Annotated in this window: 10 protein-coding genes; 4 read left to right on the forward strand and 6 right to left on the reverse strand. The window is 74.5% G+C overall.

Annotation, left to right across the window (positions count from 1 at the left end; genetic code table 11):
• Positions 1-131: 131 nt before the first annotated feature.
• From ACFRAV_RS00395 to ACFRAV_RS00405, 3 genes are all read right to left on the reverse strand, one after another.
• The gene (locus ACFRAV_RS00395; protein ID WP_382549938.1) at positions 132-524 is read right to left on the reverse strand and encodes a VOC family protein; all 393 of its coding nucleotides are present in this window, start codon (positions 522-524) and stop codon (positions 132-134) included.
• Positions 525-673: 149 nt separating this feature from the next.
• A complete protein-coding gene (locus ACFRAV_RS00400; protein ID WP_382549940.1) occupies positions 674-2,089 on the reverse strand; it encodes an FAD-dependent oxidoreductase in 1,416 nt (471 codons plus the stop codon).
• A 39-nt stretch (positions 2,090-2,128) separates the two neighbouring features.
• Complete coding sequence (locus ACFRAV_RS00405; RefSeq protein WP_382549942.1) at positions 2,129-3,118, reverse strand: hypothetical protein; 990 nt, start codon at positions 3,116-3,118, stop codon at positions 2,129-2,131.
• 238 nt (positions 3,119-3,356) lie between these two features.
• On the opposite strand from ACFRAV_RS00405, the gene cyc2 reads away from it, so the two are divergent.
• The 3 genes from cyc2 (at position 3,357) to ACFRAV_RS00420 (ending at position 8,106) form a co-directional block, all read left to right on the forward strand.
• Positions 3,357-5,684 (forward strand): germacradienol/geosmin synthase Cyc2, encoded by a 2,328-nt coding sequence (cyc2, locus tag ACFRAV_RS00410; RefSeq protein WP_382549944.1) that lies wholly within the window; start codon positions 3,357-3,359, stop codon positions 5,682-5,684.
• A gap of 261 nt (positions 5,685-5,945) precedes the next feature.
• Positions 5,946-7,070 (forward strand): M24 family metallopeptidase, encoded by a 1,125-nt coding sequence (locus tag ACFRAV_RS00415; protein WP_382549946.1) that lies wholly within the window; start codon positions 5,946-5,948, stop codon positions 7,068-7,070.
• A gap of 67 nt (positions 7,071-7,137) precedes the next feature.
• A complete protein-coding gene (locus ACFRAV_RS00420; protein WP_382549948.1) occupies positions 7,138-8,106 on the forward strand; it encodes an aminoglycoside phosphotransferase family protein in 969 nt (322 codons plus the stop codon).
• A 162-nt stretch (positions 8,107-8,268) separates the two neighbouring features.
• Here ACFRAV_RS00420 and treZ read toward each other — a convergent pair whose 3' ends face one another.
• Positions 8,269-10,014 (reverse strand): malto-oligosyltrehalose trehalohydrolase, encoded by a 1,746-nt coding sequence (gene treZ / locus ACFRAV_RS00425; protein WP_382549950.1) that lies wholly within the window; start codon positions 10,012-10,014, stop codon positions 8,269-8,271.
• Between the two features lie 182 nt (positions 10,015-10,196).
• On the opposite strand from treZ, the gene ACFRAV_RS00430 reads away from it, so the two are divergent.
• Positions 10,197-10,679: an SSI family serine proteinase inhibitor gene (locus ACFRAV_RS00430; protein WP_382549952.1), complete on the forward strand. Its 483-nt coding sequence runs from the start codon at positions 10,197-10,199 to the stop codon at positions 10,677-10,679.
• A 147-nt stretch (positions 10,680-10,826) separates the two neighbouring features.
• Here the strand turns inward: ACFRAV_RS00430 and treY are convergent, their stop codons facing one another.
• Positions 10,827-13,175, reverse strand: coding sequence for a malto-oligosyltrehalose synthase (treY, locus tag ACFRAV_RS00435; RefSeq protein WP_382549954.1), 2,349 nt, complete (start codon positions 13,173-13,175; stop codon positions 10,827-10,829).
• Positions 13,176-13,383: 208 nt separating this feature from the next.
• Positions 13,384-15,519, reverse strand: a complete 2,136-nt coding sequence (gene glgX / locus ACFRAV_RS00440) for a glycogen debranching protein GlgX (protein WP_382549956.1) — start codon at positions 15,517-15,519, stop codon at positions 13,384-13,386.
• Positions 15,520-15,724: the final 205 nt, after the last annotated feature.

The raw sequence follows: 15,724 nt of genomic DNA on the forward strand, positions 1-15,724 counted from the left end.
GGTGGCGGCGAGGGACGGTCGGAGCGGCCGTCGCGGCCCTGCTCGCCGGGATGTGGCGCGCGCGCGGCGCCCCCCCCCCCACCGCTCCCTCGGCCCGGGCGGCGCCCTCCTCGGTCCCGGCCGCCGCGCGGTCAGGGCCGGGCGTACGGGCGGGTCATGATCTCCATGTTGTGGCCGTCCGGGTCGGCGAAGTACGCGCCGCGTCCGCCGAAGAGCCGGTTGACCTGGCCCGGCTCGGTGTGACGCGGGTCGGCGAAGTAGGTGACGCCCAGGGCCTCCAGGCGGTCCACCATCGCGTCGAACCGCTCCTCGGGGACCAGGAACGCGTAGTGCTGGCCCTGGACCGGCTCGTCGCGCTTCTCGTAGAAGTCGAGCGTGACGCCGTTGCCGAGGTCGACGGGGAGGAAGGGGCCGAAGGGGGCCCCGACGCTCAGGCCGAGGACGGCGGCGAGGAACTCGGCGGACAGTTCGCGGTCCCTGGCGTGGACGACGACGTGGTCGAGCTGGACTGCGGTGACGGACATACGGGTGACGCTCCAGTGTCGGTTCCGGAAGGTGAAGGCGCGGGGATCCGGAACCGGGGGCGGGCCGCGGGCCCGCGCCGGCGTCACGCCGAGGCCGGGCGCCTCACTCGTGTGTGGCCCGTGGCCGACCCGGCAGTCATGGCGGCAGTCTAGACCGAAGGCGTCCGCTCCACGGCGCTCACCGGAAGTCCCACCGCCCGCAGTTCGGCCTCGCTCAGCGGCGGACCGTCCAGCAGGGGCTTGCGGCGCCCGAGGAGGAGCAGGGCGAGCATGTCCGGCCGCATCAGCCGGGTGGCCGGCCGCTCCATGCTCATGACGTCGAGCAGGACGCGCAGCGCCCGCGGATTGCGGGCTCCGGCGTCGACGGCACGGTCCACGTAGGCGGCCAGCAGCCGCTCCGCGCGGCTCGGCGGCCGGTCGGCGGCGCCCGGGTAGAACACGTCCTGCCCGACCGCCAGGTTCCACGCGTTCTCCACCGGCCGTGCCGCCGCCCGCTGGACCCGCCGGGCGGTCAGCGGGTCGGTCAGGTCGTGCCGGCGCAGCACCTCGCGCAGCGCGACGACGCTCTGCGCGGCGGCGCTCACCCCGTGGCCGTACACCGGGTTGTAGCCGGCGATCGCGTCGCCCAGCACGACGAAACCGGCCGGCAGACGCCTGGCCCGCTCGTAGTAGCGGCGCCGGTTGGCGGTGCTGCGGGTGGTGACCACCGGTCCCAACGGCTCGGCTTCGGCGATCAGTTCGCCGATCACCGGATGTGGGAGGGATCGCGCGAACGGCACGAAGGCGTCGGGGTCGGCGGTCGGGCGCCCGTCACGGCTGCCGGCCAGGGTGACCAGCCAGCGGCCGCCCTCGATCGGGTTGAGGATGCCGCCGCGCCCCACCGGGGCGTGCGGGTCCGCCTGGACGTTGACGACCGGGAAGCGCTCCGCCCCCGCCGGGGCGCGGTAGAGGCGGCTGGCGTAGCCCATGCCCGAGTCGACGGTGCGCTCCGGAACCGGAGGCAGGCCCAGTTCCGTCAGCCAGACCGGGGCGCGGCCCGCACGTCCGCTCGCGTCCACCACCAGATCGGCGGTCAGCCGCTCGCGCGCCCCGCCCTCACCGGCCATCACGTCGACGCCGACGACCCGGTCGGGCGCGCCCGCGAGCCCGACCGCCTCGACGCCGGTCCGCAGCGTCACCCGGGCGTCGCGCAGCACCCGGGCGCGGACCACGGCGTCCAGCAGGTCCCGGCCGCACACCACGTTGGTGTGCCGGGAATGGGTGAAGCGGCGGAACCACTGCCCCGAGGGCGCCTTGGAGACCAGGTCCGTCATGATCCGGGCGCGCCAGGCCCCCCTCGCCGTCAACTCCTCGGCCAGACCCGGCAGCAGCGACTCCATGGCCTTCACGCCGCCGGACCACAGCACGTGCGCGTGCCGGGCCTGCGGCAGGCCCCGGCGCGGCTCGGGTCCCTCGGGAAGCCGGTCGCGTTCGACGACGGTGACGTCGGCGTACTCGGCCAGGACGGCGGCGGCCAGCATTCCGGTGATGCTGCCGCCGACGACGACGGCGGTGCGGCGGGACATGGGCGGACTCTTTCGCGGGGGACGGGAGCGGGGACGCGATCAGCGGGCGGGGACCGGCGCGGGCAGGGACGGACGTGCGGCCTGGTCGACGAGGTCGCGGAGGCAGGACGCGTAGGGCTCCCGCCCGCCGAGGCGGCCGAGGACCTGGTGGGCGAGGACGCGGTGCCGTTCCACGTCCTGCCGGAAGAGCTCCAGCGCCTCGTCGCGCAGCAGCATCCCGAGGAGTTCCTCTCGGGCCCGGGGGGACGTCCGGGCCGCCTGACGGAGCAGGCCGAGCCGGGCGGCCTCCGCGAGGGAGGCCGACTCGGCGGCGCAGGCCAGCAGATGGGTCGCGGTGCCGTTGGCCAGGTCCTCGTTGCGGCCGGAGGCGATGTCCTCCTGGTCGTTGAAGAACTGCCAGAGGATTCCGAGGAGGTCGCCGAACTCGCGCCACGCGGCGGTGCGTTCGGGCGACGCGCCGGCGAGCAGCGCCGCCATGCCGGTGATCATCGCGAAGGGGGCGCCGGACTTGCCGCGGTAGGCGGCCAGCACCGCCCCACGCCGCGGCGCGATCCCCGAGGCGCCCCGCAGGTCGGCGAGCTGGCCGCCCACCGCGGCCAGGCCGCAGGAGATCAACTCGGCGGCCAGGGACTGCTGCGAGGGGCCGGGCAGGCGCGGCGAGCCGAGCAGGCGCAGCGGGAGCAGCGTGCCGAGGGCCAGGGTGGAGAGCGACGTCTCGGGGCCGGACGCCCCCTCCCCGGCGGCACTCTCCCCGTCCGCGACGTCGTCCATGCGGCAGGCGGCCGTCCACCACAGCAGGTGCACCGCCGCCAGCGGGAGCGCGGGCTCCGGGTCCCCGGTCTCCGCGCCGTGGACCGCCAGGGGAAGGACCGACAAGGGGTACCGCATCGGCTGCCGGTCCAGCAGTTCCTCGCAGGCGGTCCTCAACAGCCCGCCGGGCGGGCCGGCCGCCTCGAGTGCGGCGGTCACCTCGGCCTCGATGGCCCCGGCGTGCGCGGCGTGCAGGTCCTGGTAGGTCAAGGAGGGCACTGCTGTTCCCCCGTAAGCCACTGGGTCTGAAGTGGAACACGATTCGAACATCGTTGATCCGTGCGAGGCCAGAGCAAGATTCGGCCAGGGCGTCCGATTGCCGCCGGGCGGGAGGTCGTGGCGCCTCCTCGACGGCACCGCGGCGGGTGGGAGTTCCCGTTCGCCCCGGTTTCACGCGAAGGTGTGGAGCCGGGTCGGGTGGCGGATGGCGGGGCGTGGGCCGGGGCAGGACCCGGCCATGACGCAGCCGTTCGAACTCCCGCAGTTCTACATGCCGTATCCCGCGCGGCTGAACCCGCACCTCGACGAGGCCCGCGCCCACTCCACGGGGTGGGCCCGGGACATGGGGATGCTGGAGGGATCCGGCGTCTGGGAGCAGTCCGACCTCGACGCGCACGACTACGGCCTGCTGTGCGCCTACACCCACCCCGACTGCGACGGGCCCGCGCTCTCCCTGATCACCGACTGGTACGTGTGGGTCTTCTTCTTCGACGACCACTTCCTGGAGATGTTCAAACGCGGCCTGGACCGCGCCGGCGGCCGGGCCCACCTGGAGCGGCTCCCGCAGTTCATGCCGCCCGACCTCGCGACCCCCGTGCCCGAGCCGCGGAACCCGGTGGAGGCCGGGCTCGCCGACCTGTGGGCGCGCACCGCCCCCGCGATGTCGGAGCACTGGCGCCGCCGCTTCGCCCTGGCCACCGAACACCTGCTGAACGAGTCGCTGTGGGAGCTCTCCAACATCGGCGAGGGCCGGATCGCCAACCCGGTGGAGTACATCGAGATGCGCCGCAAGGTCGGCGGGGCCCCCTGGTCGGCAGGCCTGGTCGAGTACGCCACCGCCGAGGTCCCGCACCGCGTCGCCCGGTCCCGGCCGCTGCGGGTGCTGATGGAGACCTTCTCCGACGGCGTCCACCTGCGCAACGACCTCTTCTCCTACCAGCGCGAGGTCGAGGAGGAGGGCGAGCTCAGCAACGGCGTCCTCGTCCTGGAGGACTTCTTCGGCTGCCCGCCGCAGCAGGCCGCCGAGACCGTCAACGACATCCTCACCTCCCGCCTCCACCAGTTCGAGCACACCGCACTGACCGAGGTGCCCGCCCTCGCCCTGGAGGCCGGCCTCACCCCCGACGAGGTGGCCGCCGTCGCCGCCTACACGCGCGGCCTGCAGGACTGGCAGTCCGGCGGCCACGAGTGGCACCTGCGCTCGAGCCGCTACATGAACGAAGGCGCGCTCGCCGCCCGCACCGACCCGCTCCGCGGCCCGACCGGGCCGGGCGCCTCCGCCGCCGACGTGCGGGCGCTGCTCGCGGGGGCCGGGGCCGCGCGGCTGCGGAACCACACGCATGTGCCGGGCCGGCGCGTCGGCCCGGCCCGGATCCCCGACCTGCCGATGCCGTTCGAGCTCACCCTCAGCCCGCACCTGGACGGCGCCCGCCACCGGCTGCGGGACTGGGTGGAGGACACGGGGATCTTCGCCGAGGGTGTGTGGGACGAGGACAAGCTGCGCGCCTACGACCTCCCGCTCTGCGCCGCCGGGATCCACCCCTCGGGCACCCGGGAAGGGCTCGACCTGGCCTCCGCCTGGCTGGCCTGGGGCACCTACGGCGACGACTACTACCCGCTGGTCTTCGGGCACCGCCGGGACCTGGCGGCGGCCCGCCTCACCACGGCCCGCCTCTCCGCCTGCATGCCTCTCGAGGGCGAGGCCGCCGGGCCCCCGGCCAACGCCATGGAGCGCGGTCTCGCCGATCTGTGGGCGCGCACCACCGCGGCGATGTCGCCCGACGAGCGGAAGATCCTGCGCAAGGCCGTGGACGACATGACCGAGAGCTGGGTCTGGGAGCTCGCCAACCAGCTCCTGCACCGCGTCCCGGACCCGGTGGACTACCTGGAGATGCGACGGGCCACCTTCGGGGCCGACCTCACGATGAGCCTGTGCCGCCTCGGCCACGGCCCCGCCGTCCCGGCGGAGGTCTACCGCAGCGGGCCCGTCCGGTCCCTGGAGAACGCGGCCGTCGACTACGCCTGCCTGGTCAACGACATCTTCTCGTACCAGAAGGAGATCGAGTTCGAGGGCGAGATCCACAACGCCGTGCTGGTGGTGCAGAACTTCTTCGGCTGCGACTACCCGGACGCCCTCCGCGTCGTGCAGGACCTGACGGCCCGGCGCATGGAGCAGTTCCAGCACGTCGTCGCCCACGAGCTCCCCGCCCTGTACGAGGACCTCGCGCTCGGTGTGGAGGCCCGCCGGGCCGTCGACGGGTACGTGGCCGACCTGCGGAACTGGATGGCGGGCATCCTGAACTGGCACCGCGAGGTCGACCGGTACAAGGACGCCTGGCTCTCCCGGCGGGCCCACCGGTTCGTGCCGGGCGCCGTGCCGTCCCCGCCCGGGCTTCCGGGGCCGCGCAGCCTTCTCCCCTCGCCCGGGCTTCCGTCCCTGTCCGCGTCGTCGCCCCCGTCCGCCGCGGCGGCCCCCGCCGACCTTGTGCCGTCCGGTCGGACGGCCGGAGCCTGGGCGATCCCCGGCGTTCCGGCGCCCGGCGTCGGGGCCGACCGTCGGCAGTGACCCGGCGCCGCGGTGCACGGCCGTTGGCCGGCCGCGGCCGGCGTCCGCCCGGTGGTGTGCCCCGTGTGTCCCCGTGTGCTCCCTGTGTCCCCGGGCACGGGCCCGCCGCGGGGGCCACGACCGGGCCCACCAGGGGCGCAAGCCGGGCGGGAACACGTCAATGAGGCAACGCCGCAGGTGCGGATGCGGGACACTTGAGGCCTGGGGCGTACCCGCTGCTCATGCCCCACCGTGCCCTTCACCTTCCAGGGAGGCCCTCGGATGACCGGCCCGTTCGAACCCTTCAGCGCCGACGACCACCGGGTGCGGATGGAACGCGCCGCCCGGGAGGCCGAGGCCGCCGGACTGGCCGGTCTGCTGATCGCGCCGGGCCCCGACATGGTCTGGCTCACCGGCTACACCCCGCCCGCCGCCACCGAGCGGCTCACCCTGCTGGCCCTGACGCCCGGCCGGGAGCCGGTCCTGGTGGTGCCCACCCTGGAGGCCCCCGACGCCGCGAAGGCGGCCGGCGCCGGCGCCCTCACCCTGCGGGACTGGACGGACGGCAAGGACCCCTACGCCGTCGCCTCCCTCGGCCTCGACAAGGGCGGCCGCTACGCCGTCAGCGACAACACCTGGGCCCTCCACCTCCTCGGAATGCGGCGTGCCCTGCCCGACAGCTCCCACGTCGCCCTCAGCGAGGCGCTGCCGATGCTGCGGGCGGTCAAGGACGCCGTCGAGCTCGAGCGCATGGCCGCCGCCGGGGCCGCCGCGGACGCCGCCTTCGCGGGGATCCGCCAGGTCCGCTTCGCCGGCCGCCGCGAGGAGGAGATCGCCGCCGACCTCGCCGGCCTGCTGCGCGGCTTCGGCCACGAGCAGGTGGACTTCACCGTCGTCGGCTCCGGCCCCAACGGCGCGAACCCGCACCACGAGGCCGGGGAGCGGGTCGTCGAGGAGGGCGACATGGTGGTCCTCGACTTCGGCGGTCTGATGCACGGCTACGGCTCCGACATCTCGCGCACCGTCCACGTCGGCGAGCCGGCGGACGAGGAGCGCCGCGTCCACGACATCGTCCGCGAGGCCCAGGAGGCCGGCTTCCGGGCGGTGCGGCCCGGCGCCGCCTGCCAGGACGTCGACCGGGCCGCCCGGGCCGTGATCACCGAGGCGGGGTACGGGGAGTACTTCATCCACCGGACCGGCCACGGCATCGGCGTCACCACCCACGAGCCGCCCTACATGATCGAGGGGGAGCGGCAGCCGCTGGTGCCCGGCATGTGCTTCTCCGTGGAGCCCGGGATCTACCTGCCGGGCCGCTTCGGCGTCCGGATCGAGGACGTCGTGACGGTCACCGAGGGAGGGGGACGGCGGCTCAACGACGCCCCTCGTGAGATCGTGACGGTCGGCTGATGCGCGTCGCGGACCGGCCCACCCCCGCCCGAACCCCCTCCGGCACGAACAAAACGGCACCACCATCATGAATCAGGCACCGAATCCGCCTTCCGAGGACGAGCTGCGCGAGCTGGTCCGCACCCTCCTTCCGTCCGAGTCCGGCGACGGATCCTCCGGCGAACCCGCGATCCGTCCCGTGGTGGACGAGAAGACGCCGGAGCCCGAGCGCGCCCACAGCACCTGGTGGGTCGGCGACCGGCACGTGCTGCGGCTCGCCCACGACCGCGAGCAGTCGGCGCGGCGGCTTCGGGAGCTGCGGCTGCGGGACCTGGTCAGGCCGCACGTGGGGGTCCCGGTCCCCGTCAGCCGGGGGCACGGCGAGTGGCGGCCGGGCCTGGTCTACACCCTGGACACCGCCCTCCAGGGCGGCGCGGGAGCCCGGCACAAGGTGACCGCCCTGGGCGAGGCGGACCTCGCCGGGCTGCTCACCGGGCTGCACGCGGTGCCGCTGCGGCAGGCGGAGGCGGTGGGCGTGCCCAAGGCCGCGCCCCGGTCGCTGGAGACGCTGCGGCGGGAGGCCCGGCAGGCCGCCAAGGAACTGGTCGCCGCCGACGAGATCGACGCGGGGTGGCTGCGGCCGCTCAGCGAGGCGGGGGCGACGCAGTTGGAGGTGCGGCCCGGCACGGCGGCCCTGGTGCACCGGGCGCTGAGCGCGGAACACCTGGTGATCAGCGCGGACGGGCGGGTGCGGGGGGTGCTGGACTGGACCGACGCGGTGCTGGGGGACCCGGCGGAGGACATCGCCGGCCTCGCCCGCGCCATCGGGTCCCCGGCGGCGGTCCGGGCGGCGACGCTCGCCGGGTACGGTCCCCGGCCGTGCCTGCGGGGGCTGTGGCTGGCCCGGTGCGACGCGGTGCTGCGGCTGGCGGCGCTGGTGCAGCGGTTCGGGCCCAGGGAGTCGGAGCGGCACACGCTGCTGCGGACGGAGCTCGCGCAGGCCTGGGAGCCCATCCTCCTCGAACGCCTCTCCGACCTCCGCGACGAGGCCTACTGACCGACGGCCTCGGCCCGCTCACGCCCCACGGGGCCCGACGTCCCGCCCTGCCCCGCCCAGGGCTCGCCTGCGCCCGCTCGCGCCGCCTGAACCCCTGCGGGCGGTGAACCCCTGCGGGCGGCCGGGCCGCCCCAGCGGCACGACTGCCCGCAGGGGTGGAGGTCAGGTCTGGAGGAGGACGGCGCAGGACTGTGGGGGGAGGTGGAGGTGGCCGTCGGGGGCGGGGGTCTCCAGGGGGGTCCAGGAGGCGAGGACCTCGACGGGACGGCTGCCGAGGGGGATCTCCGCCGGGGCGTCGCCGAGGTTGAGCACCACCCGCAGGTCCCCACGCCGGAAGGCGAACCACCGTGCCTGCGCGTCGTACGCGACCCGCACGTCCGCGAGGTCGGGATCCGTGAGGTCCCCCTGCTCGTGCCGCAGCGCGATCAGCATCCGGTACCAGGCCAGCAGCCGCGCGTGCGGCTCCTTCGCCGGCTCCGTCCAGTCCAGGCACGACCGGTCCCGCGTCGCCGGGTCCTGCGGGTCGGGAACGTCCTCCTCGGCCCACCCGTGCGCCGCGAACTCCCGCCGCCGCCCCCGCCGGACCGCTTCCGCGAGCTCCGGGTCGGTGTGGTCGGTGAAGAACTGCCAGGGCGTGGAGGCGCCCCACTCCTCGCCCATGAAGAGCATCGGGGTGTACGGCGAGGTGAGCGTGAGGGTCGCCGCGCAGGCCAGCAGCCCCGGCGACAGCGTCGCGGAGAGCCGGTCGCCCTGTGCGCGGTTGCCGATCTGGTCGTGGGTCTGGGAGTACCCCAGCAGCCGGTGCGCCGCGAACCGGCTGCGGTCCAGCGGCCGCCCGTGCCGCCGCCCGCGGAAGCCGGAGTACGTGCCGTCGTGGAAGAACCCGGCGGTCAGCGTCTTGGCCAGCGCGGCGAGGGGGTCACGGGCGAAGTCCTCGTAGTAGCCCTGCGACTCGCCGGTCAGCGTGGTGTGCACCGCGTGGTGGAAGTCGTCGTTCCACTGGGCGTGCAGCCCCAGCCCGCCCGTCTCGCGGGGCGCGACCAGGCGCGGGTCGTTCAGGTCCGACTCGGCGATCAGGAACAGCGGACGGCCCAGCCCCACCGCCAGCCGGTCCACCGCCGTGGAGAGCTCCTCCAGGATGTGGTAGGCCCGGTTGTCGCACAGCGCGTGCACCGCGTCCAGCCGCAGCCCGTCCAGCCGGTAGTCCCGCAGCCAGGACAGGGCGCTGTCCACCAGGAAGTCGCGGACCTCGTCCGAACCCGCGGCGTCCAGGTTCACCGCGGCGCCCCACGGCGTGTGGTGGGTCTCGGTGAAGTACGGGCCGAACGCGGGCAGGTGGTTGCCCGACGGGCCGAGGTGGTTGTGGACGACGTCGAGCACGACGCCGAGCCTCAGCTCGTGCGCCCGGTCCACGAAACGCTTGAGGGCCTCGGGCCCCCCGTACGGCTCGTGCACCGCCCAGAGGGAGACGCCCTCGTAGCCCCAGCCGTGCCGGCCGGGGAACGGGCAGAGCGGCATCAGCTCCACATGGGTGACGCCCAGGTCCGCCAGGTGCTCCAGCCGCGCGGCGGCCGCGTCCAGGGTGCCCTCGGGCGTGAAGGTGCCGACGTGCAGCTCGTAGAGGACCGCGCCCGGCAGCGGCCGCCCCGGCCAGTCCGCCCGCCACCGGTAACGCCCGTGGTCGACGACGGCGCTCAGCCCGTCCGGGCCGTCCGGCTGCCGTCGCGAGCGCGGGTCCGGCAGCACCGGCCCGTCGTCCGGCGCGAACCCGTACCGCGACCCGTCCGCCGCGTCGGCCTGCGCCGTCCACCACCCCCGGCGCAGCGCGTCGGGTTCCATCGCGTGCTCGCTCCCGTCGCAATGGAGCGTCACCCGGCCTGCCTGCGGCGCCCACACCTCGAACTCCACGAACGGCTCCCCTTCGTTCCAGCGATTGGCCCGGATTCCCTGGTTGCAGCGGGTCCATCCTGCGGCACCGAGGGATCATCGCGCTCCGGATCAGACCTTTCCCTCCCGTGCGGCGCCTCACGCCCTACTCCCTTCAGGTGACTTGGGTGTGGCAGACCCCCGCGCATGCCGATGCATGGGCTATGAGACTGATCCCCTGCGCCCCGGCCTTCCGGGGCCTTCCGGTGCGCGGCGCCCTGCTGACGGCGGCCGCGCTGCTGCTGACGACGCCCACGGCCCTCGCCCAGGCGGCCCCCGAGCCCTACCAGGGCAACTGGGTCTACCTGTCGGTGACCGGCGCCGACGCCCGTTCCGGGGCGCCGGCCGCCGCCCGAGGGACGCTGCTGCTGTGCGACCCGCCGCAGGCCGTGGGCCATCGTGAGGCGGTCCGCGCCTGCGCCGAGCTGGCCGACGCGCGCGGTGACCTCCAGGCGATCCCGGCGCGGTCCGACGCGGTCTGCCCCATGCGGTACGCGCCGGTGACCGCCCGGGCCCGCGGCGAATGGGGCGGCAAGCTGGTGCAGTACACGGAGACCTTTCCCAACGAGTGCGTGATGACCGCCCGAACGGGTGATGTGTTCACGCTCGCGGAGACGGCGCCGGCCGAGGCCCCCGGCCCGGCGTGACGGCGTGATCCGCCGCCAGGTCCGGCGCGGGCGACGTGCCGGCGGGCTGAGGGGCAGGCGGGGCGCGGTCGGCGGGCCGCGCCCCGCCCGTCCGCGTGGCCCCGCTCCGTCGGCGGGGCTCACGGTCGCGGGGCCGGACGTCCGGGGTCAGTCGTCGTCCGCGCGCTCCAGCAGGGCGACCGGCAGCGGGCCGAGGAGGTCGGCGAGAGGGACCCGCCCCTCGAACACCCGCCCCGGAGCGCACAGGTCCCTCCAGCGGCCGGGCGGCAGCGGCAGCTCGGTGCCGCCCCAGCCGCCGGACTCCTCCAGGCGCAGCGACAGCCGGGTGACGACGGTCAGCACCCGGCCGGAGCGGGTGAAGGCCAGACAGTGCCCGGCCGCGGCCCCCTCCGCGGCCAGCGGGCGGTAGGAGGCGTCCGCCCCGAACAGCTCGGGCCGGCGGCGGCGCAGGGCGAGGGCGGCGGTGGTGAGCACGCCCTTCACGCCCGGGTCCGGGTGCGGGAGGACGGCGGGGTCGCGGTTGTCGGGGTCGACCAGGGCCCGGTACTCGCCCTCGCCGCCCTGGTAGACGTCCGGGACGCCGGGCATCGTCAGGTGGAGCAGCGTCGCTGCCAGCACGTTGGCCCGGAGGTGCGGCTCCAGCGACCGGCGCAGTTCCGTGACCCGTCCGCCGGGCGACCCGCACAGCGCGGAGGTGACGAAGGTGGTGACCGTCTCCTCGTAACGGGCGTCCTGCTCGGTCCAGGTGGTGTGCAGGCCGCTCTCGCGGGCGTGCTTCAGCAGGGCCCCCGACAGCCGCTCCTCGGAGGGCTCGCCGAGCCCGAACAGCGTCTGCCAGCCCGCCCAGGCCAGCTGCCGGTCGGGTCCGCCGCCGCTCGCGGTGCTCGCGGCGCTCGCCTCCTCGACGACCTCCGCCCAGCGGTCCGGGCACTGGCTCAGCACCGCGATCGCCGCCCGGACGTCGGCGCTGCGCTTGGTGTCGTGGGTGGAGAGCACCGTGCCGGTCAGCGGCCGCTCCCGCTGCAGGCGGGCGCACCAGTCGTGGAACTCGTCGGGGGTGACGGCGGGACGGTCGGGGGAGCCGCCCACCTCGTTGGCCGACAGCAGCGGGACGTGCCGGTAGAAGGCGCTGTCCTCCACGGACTTGGCGCGCAGCGCCGACGAGGTCTGGGCGAAGCGGGTGCACAGCTCGACCTGTTCCGGCCACTCCCCGTACCGGCCGACGAGCAGCCCGCGGACGACGTCGACCGCCTCGGCCTCCTCGGGCACCGTGAATGCCGCGCGGGCCTCGGCGGCGGCCTCCTCGGTGAGCACCGTGACGGCGTCCCGCGGCGTGTACGGGCGGTAGACCTCCATGCGCACCAGCAGTTCCCGCAGCGCGGCGCGCAGCGCCCACGGGGCGCGGTCGCGCAGCTCCGGATCGGCGCAGGAGGCGCAGGCGGCGGCCGCCGCGCGGGTCAGCCGGCTTGTCTCGGCGGCGAGTTCGTGGTCGATCACCCGCTCGGCGCTGCGGTGCCGGGTGGCCTCCCAGTCGCCGCCGAGGTCGTCGGGCGCCGCGGTGTGCCGCCGGTGGTGGTCCAGCAGGGCGCGGGCGCCGTCCGGGTCGGTGAGGACCGCGTCCAGCCGGCGCAGGGTGTCGTAGCCGGTGGTGCCGGCCACCGGCCAGGCCTCGGGGAGGCGTTCGTCCTCGGCGAGGATCTTCTCCACCACCGTCCAGCGGCCGCCGGTCGCCTTCTCCAGGCGTCGCAGGTAGGCCCCGGGGTCGGCCAGGCCGTCCGGGTGGTCGATGCGCAGGCCGTCGACGACGCCCTCGTCGAGCAGCTCCAGGATCTTGCCGTGGGTGGCGTCGAAGACCTCGGGGTCCTCCACCCGGACGCCGATCAGCTCGGAGACGGTGAAGAAGCGCCGGTAGTTCAGTTCGGTGCGGGCCAGCCGCCACCAGCCGAGGCGGTAGAACTGGGCGTCGAGGAGCTCGGGCAGCGGCAGGTCCTCGGTGCCGGCACGGAGCGGGAAGGCCTGGTCGTGATGGCGCAGCACGTCCCCTTCCACGCGCAGGTGGGGGAGTTCCGCGCCGAGCGGAGCGCCGAGGACCGGCAGCAGCACGCGGCCTCCGCCGGCCTCCCAGTCGATGTCGAACCAGGCGGCGTACGGGGAGCCGGGCCCCTTGCGCAGCACCTCCCACAGCGGACGGTTGTACAGCGGGGCCATCGCCATGTGGTTCGGCACGATGTCGACGACCAGCCCGAGGCCCAGCGAGCGGGCCGTGCGGGACAGGGAGCGCAGGGCATCCTCCCCGCCCAGCTCCTCGCGGATCCTGGTCGGGTCGGTGACGTCGTAGCCGTGCGTGGAGCCCGGCACGGCCTCCAGGACGGGGGACAGGTGCAGGTGCGAGACGCCTAGGGCGGCGAGGTGCGGGGCGGCGGCCTCGGCCGCGGCGAACGGGAAGCCTGGCTGGAGCTGCAGCCGGTATGTGGCGGTGGGCGCGCGGGAGTCCATGCAAGGGGTGTACCCCGACTCGGGGCGGGCGTTGCCGCGTTCCGCCGGACGAGTGACGCGAGGGGCCGACGGGACGGGAGGGGCGCCCCGGCACCGGACCGCCCCGGCCTGGCACCGCACCGCCCCGCCCGGGCGACGGGGCCGAGGCGGGGCGGGGCGGTGTGCCGTGCGGTGGCGGCCGGGCACTCAGGGTCCCCGGCCGCCGCTGTCAGGCCGGGCGCTGCAGCACCGTCAGCGAACGGTCCGTCAGCGTCAGCCGCTCACCGGCGCGCAGCTTCACCCCGCCGCCCCCCGGCACGCCCTCGGCGAGGGCCGTGTCGACGACCACCTGCCAGTGCTGGCCGTGGTCGTCCGGCAGGGTGAACTCCATCGGCTCGGGGGAGGCGTTGAACAGCAGCAGGAACGAGTCGTCGGCGACCCGCTCGCCGCGCGTCCCCGGCTCGGAGATGGCGTTGCCGTTGAGGAACACGGTCAGCGCCCCGGCCGTCGTCGTGTCCCAGTCCTCCGGCGTCATCTCCGCGCCCTCGGGGGTGAACCAGGCGATGTCGGAGAGCTCGTCGTGGGTGCCCGCGACGGGGCGCCCGTGGAAGAAGCGGCGGCGGCGGAAGACCGGGTGGTCGCGCCGCAGCCACACCATCGCCCGGGTGAACTCCCGGATCCGCAGCGTCTCCTCGTCGAGCTCCCCGTCGTCCTCCCCGGAGGGCCAGGCCACCCAGGCCAGCTCGTTGTCCTGGCAGTAGGCGTTGTTGTTGCCCTGCTGGGTGCGGGCGAACTCGTCACCGTGGCTGATCATCGGCACGCCCTGGGAGAGCATCAGGGTGGCGACGAAGTTGCGGATCTGCCGGCCGCGCAGCTCCCGCACGCCCGGGTCGTCGGTGTCGCCCTCCGCCCCGCAGTTCCACGACCGGTTGTGGCTCTCGCCGTCCCGGTTCTCCTCGCCGTTGGCCTCGTTGTGCTTGTCGTTGTAGGAGACCAGGTCGCGCAGGGTGAAACCGTCGTGGCAGGTGACGAAGTTGACCGAGGCGAGCGGACGGCGGCCGTCGTCCTGGTACAGGTCCGAGGAACCGGTCAGCCGGGAGGCGAACTCGGCCAGGGTGCGCGGCTCACCGCGCCACAGGTCGCGCACGGTGTCGCGGTACTTGCCGTTCCACTCCGTCCACAGCGGCGGGAAGTTGCCGACCTGGTAGCCGCCCTCGCCCACGTCCCAGGGCTCGGCGATCAGCTTCACCTGGGAGACCACCGGGTCCTGCTGCACCAGGTCGAAGAAGGACGACAGCCGGTCCACCTCGTGGAACTGGCGGGCCAGCGTGGCCGCCAGGTCGAAGCGGAAACCGTCCACGTGCATCTCGGTGACCCAGTACCGCAGCGAGTCCATGATCATCTGCAGGACGTGCGGGGAGCGCATCAGCAGGCTGTTGCCGGTGCCCGTGGTGTCCATGTAGTACCGCGGGTCGTCGGTCAGCCGGTAGTACGAGGAGTTGTCCAGGCCGCGGAACGACAGGGTGGGGCCCAGGTGGTTGCCCTCGGCGGTGTGGTTGTAGACCACGTCGAGGATGACCTCGATGCCCGCCTCGTGCAGCGCCCGCACTGCCGACTTGAACTCCAGCACCTGCTGTCCGCGGTCGCCCCAGGAGGCGTAGGCGTTGTGCGGCGCGAAGAAGCCGATGGTGTTGTAGCCCCAGTAGTTGCTCAGGCCCAGGTCGGCCAGACGGTGGTCGTTCACGAACTGGTGGACCGGCATCATCTCCAGCGCCGTCACGCCCAGATCGGTCAGGTGCTCCAGGATCGCCGGATGGGCCAGCGCCGCGTAGGTGCCGCGCAGCTCCTCCGGCAGCCCCGGATGCCGCATGGTCAGGCCCTTCACGTGGGCCTCGTAGATCACCGTCTCGTGGTACGGGGTGCGCGGGGGCCGGTCGTCGCCCCAGTCGAAGTAGGGGTTCACCACCACCGAGGTCATGGTGTGCGGCGCCGAGTCCATGTCGTTGCGGCTGTCCGGCTCGCCGAAGCGGTAGCCGTAGACCTCCTCGCCCCAGCGGACGGACCCGGACACCGCCTTGGCGTATGGATCCAGCAGCAGCTTCGCCGAGTTGGTCCGCAGTCCGCGCTCGGGGGCGTACGGGCCGTGCACCCGGAAGCCGTACCGCTGACCGGGCATCACCCCCGGCAGGTAGGCGTGCCGGACGAAGGCGTCGCTCTCCTTGAGCTCGACCGCCGTCTCCGAACCGTCGTCGTGCAGCAGACACAGCTCGACACGCTCCGCGGTCTCCGTGAAGACCGCGAAGTTGGTGCCGGCGCCGTCGTACGTGGCGCCCAGTGGGTACGCCTCTCCCGGCCAGACCTGCATGGACTCGACTCTCCCAGGTAGGTACGGATCGGCGGTGCCTGTGCGCCTCGCCCAGTTCCCGCCGATTCTTCCCGAAAGACGGCGAAGCACGCACCGATGCTCCCGATCGGATACCCCGGGTCAACGGAGTTGGTCGCAACCTCACCCGGATTGGGGACGCGGAATCATGAGGGCCCGGAGGAGGATCCGGAAGAAGCGGAATCGG

This window comes from Streptomyces sp. NPDC056600, assembly GCF_042792855.1.
Classification (GTDB): domain Bacteria; phylum Actinomycetota; class Actinomycetes; order Streptomycetales; family Streptomycetaceae; genus Streptomyces.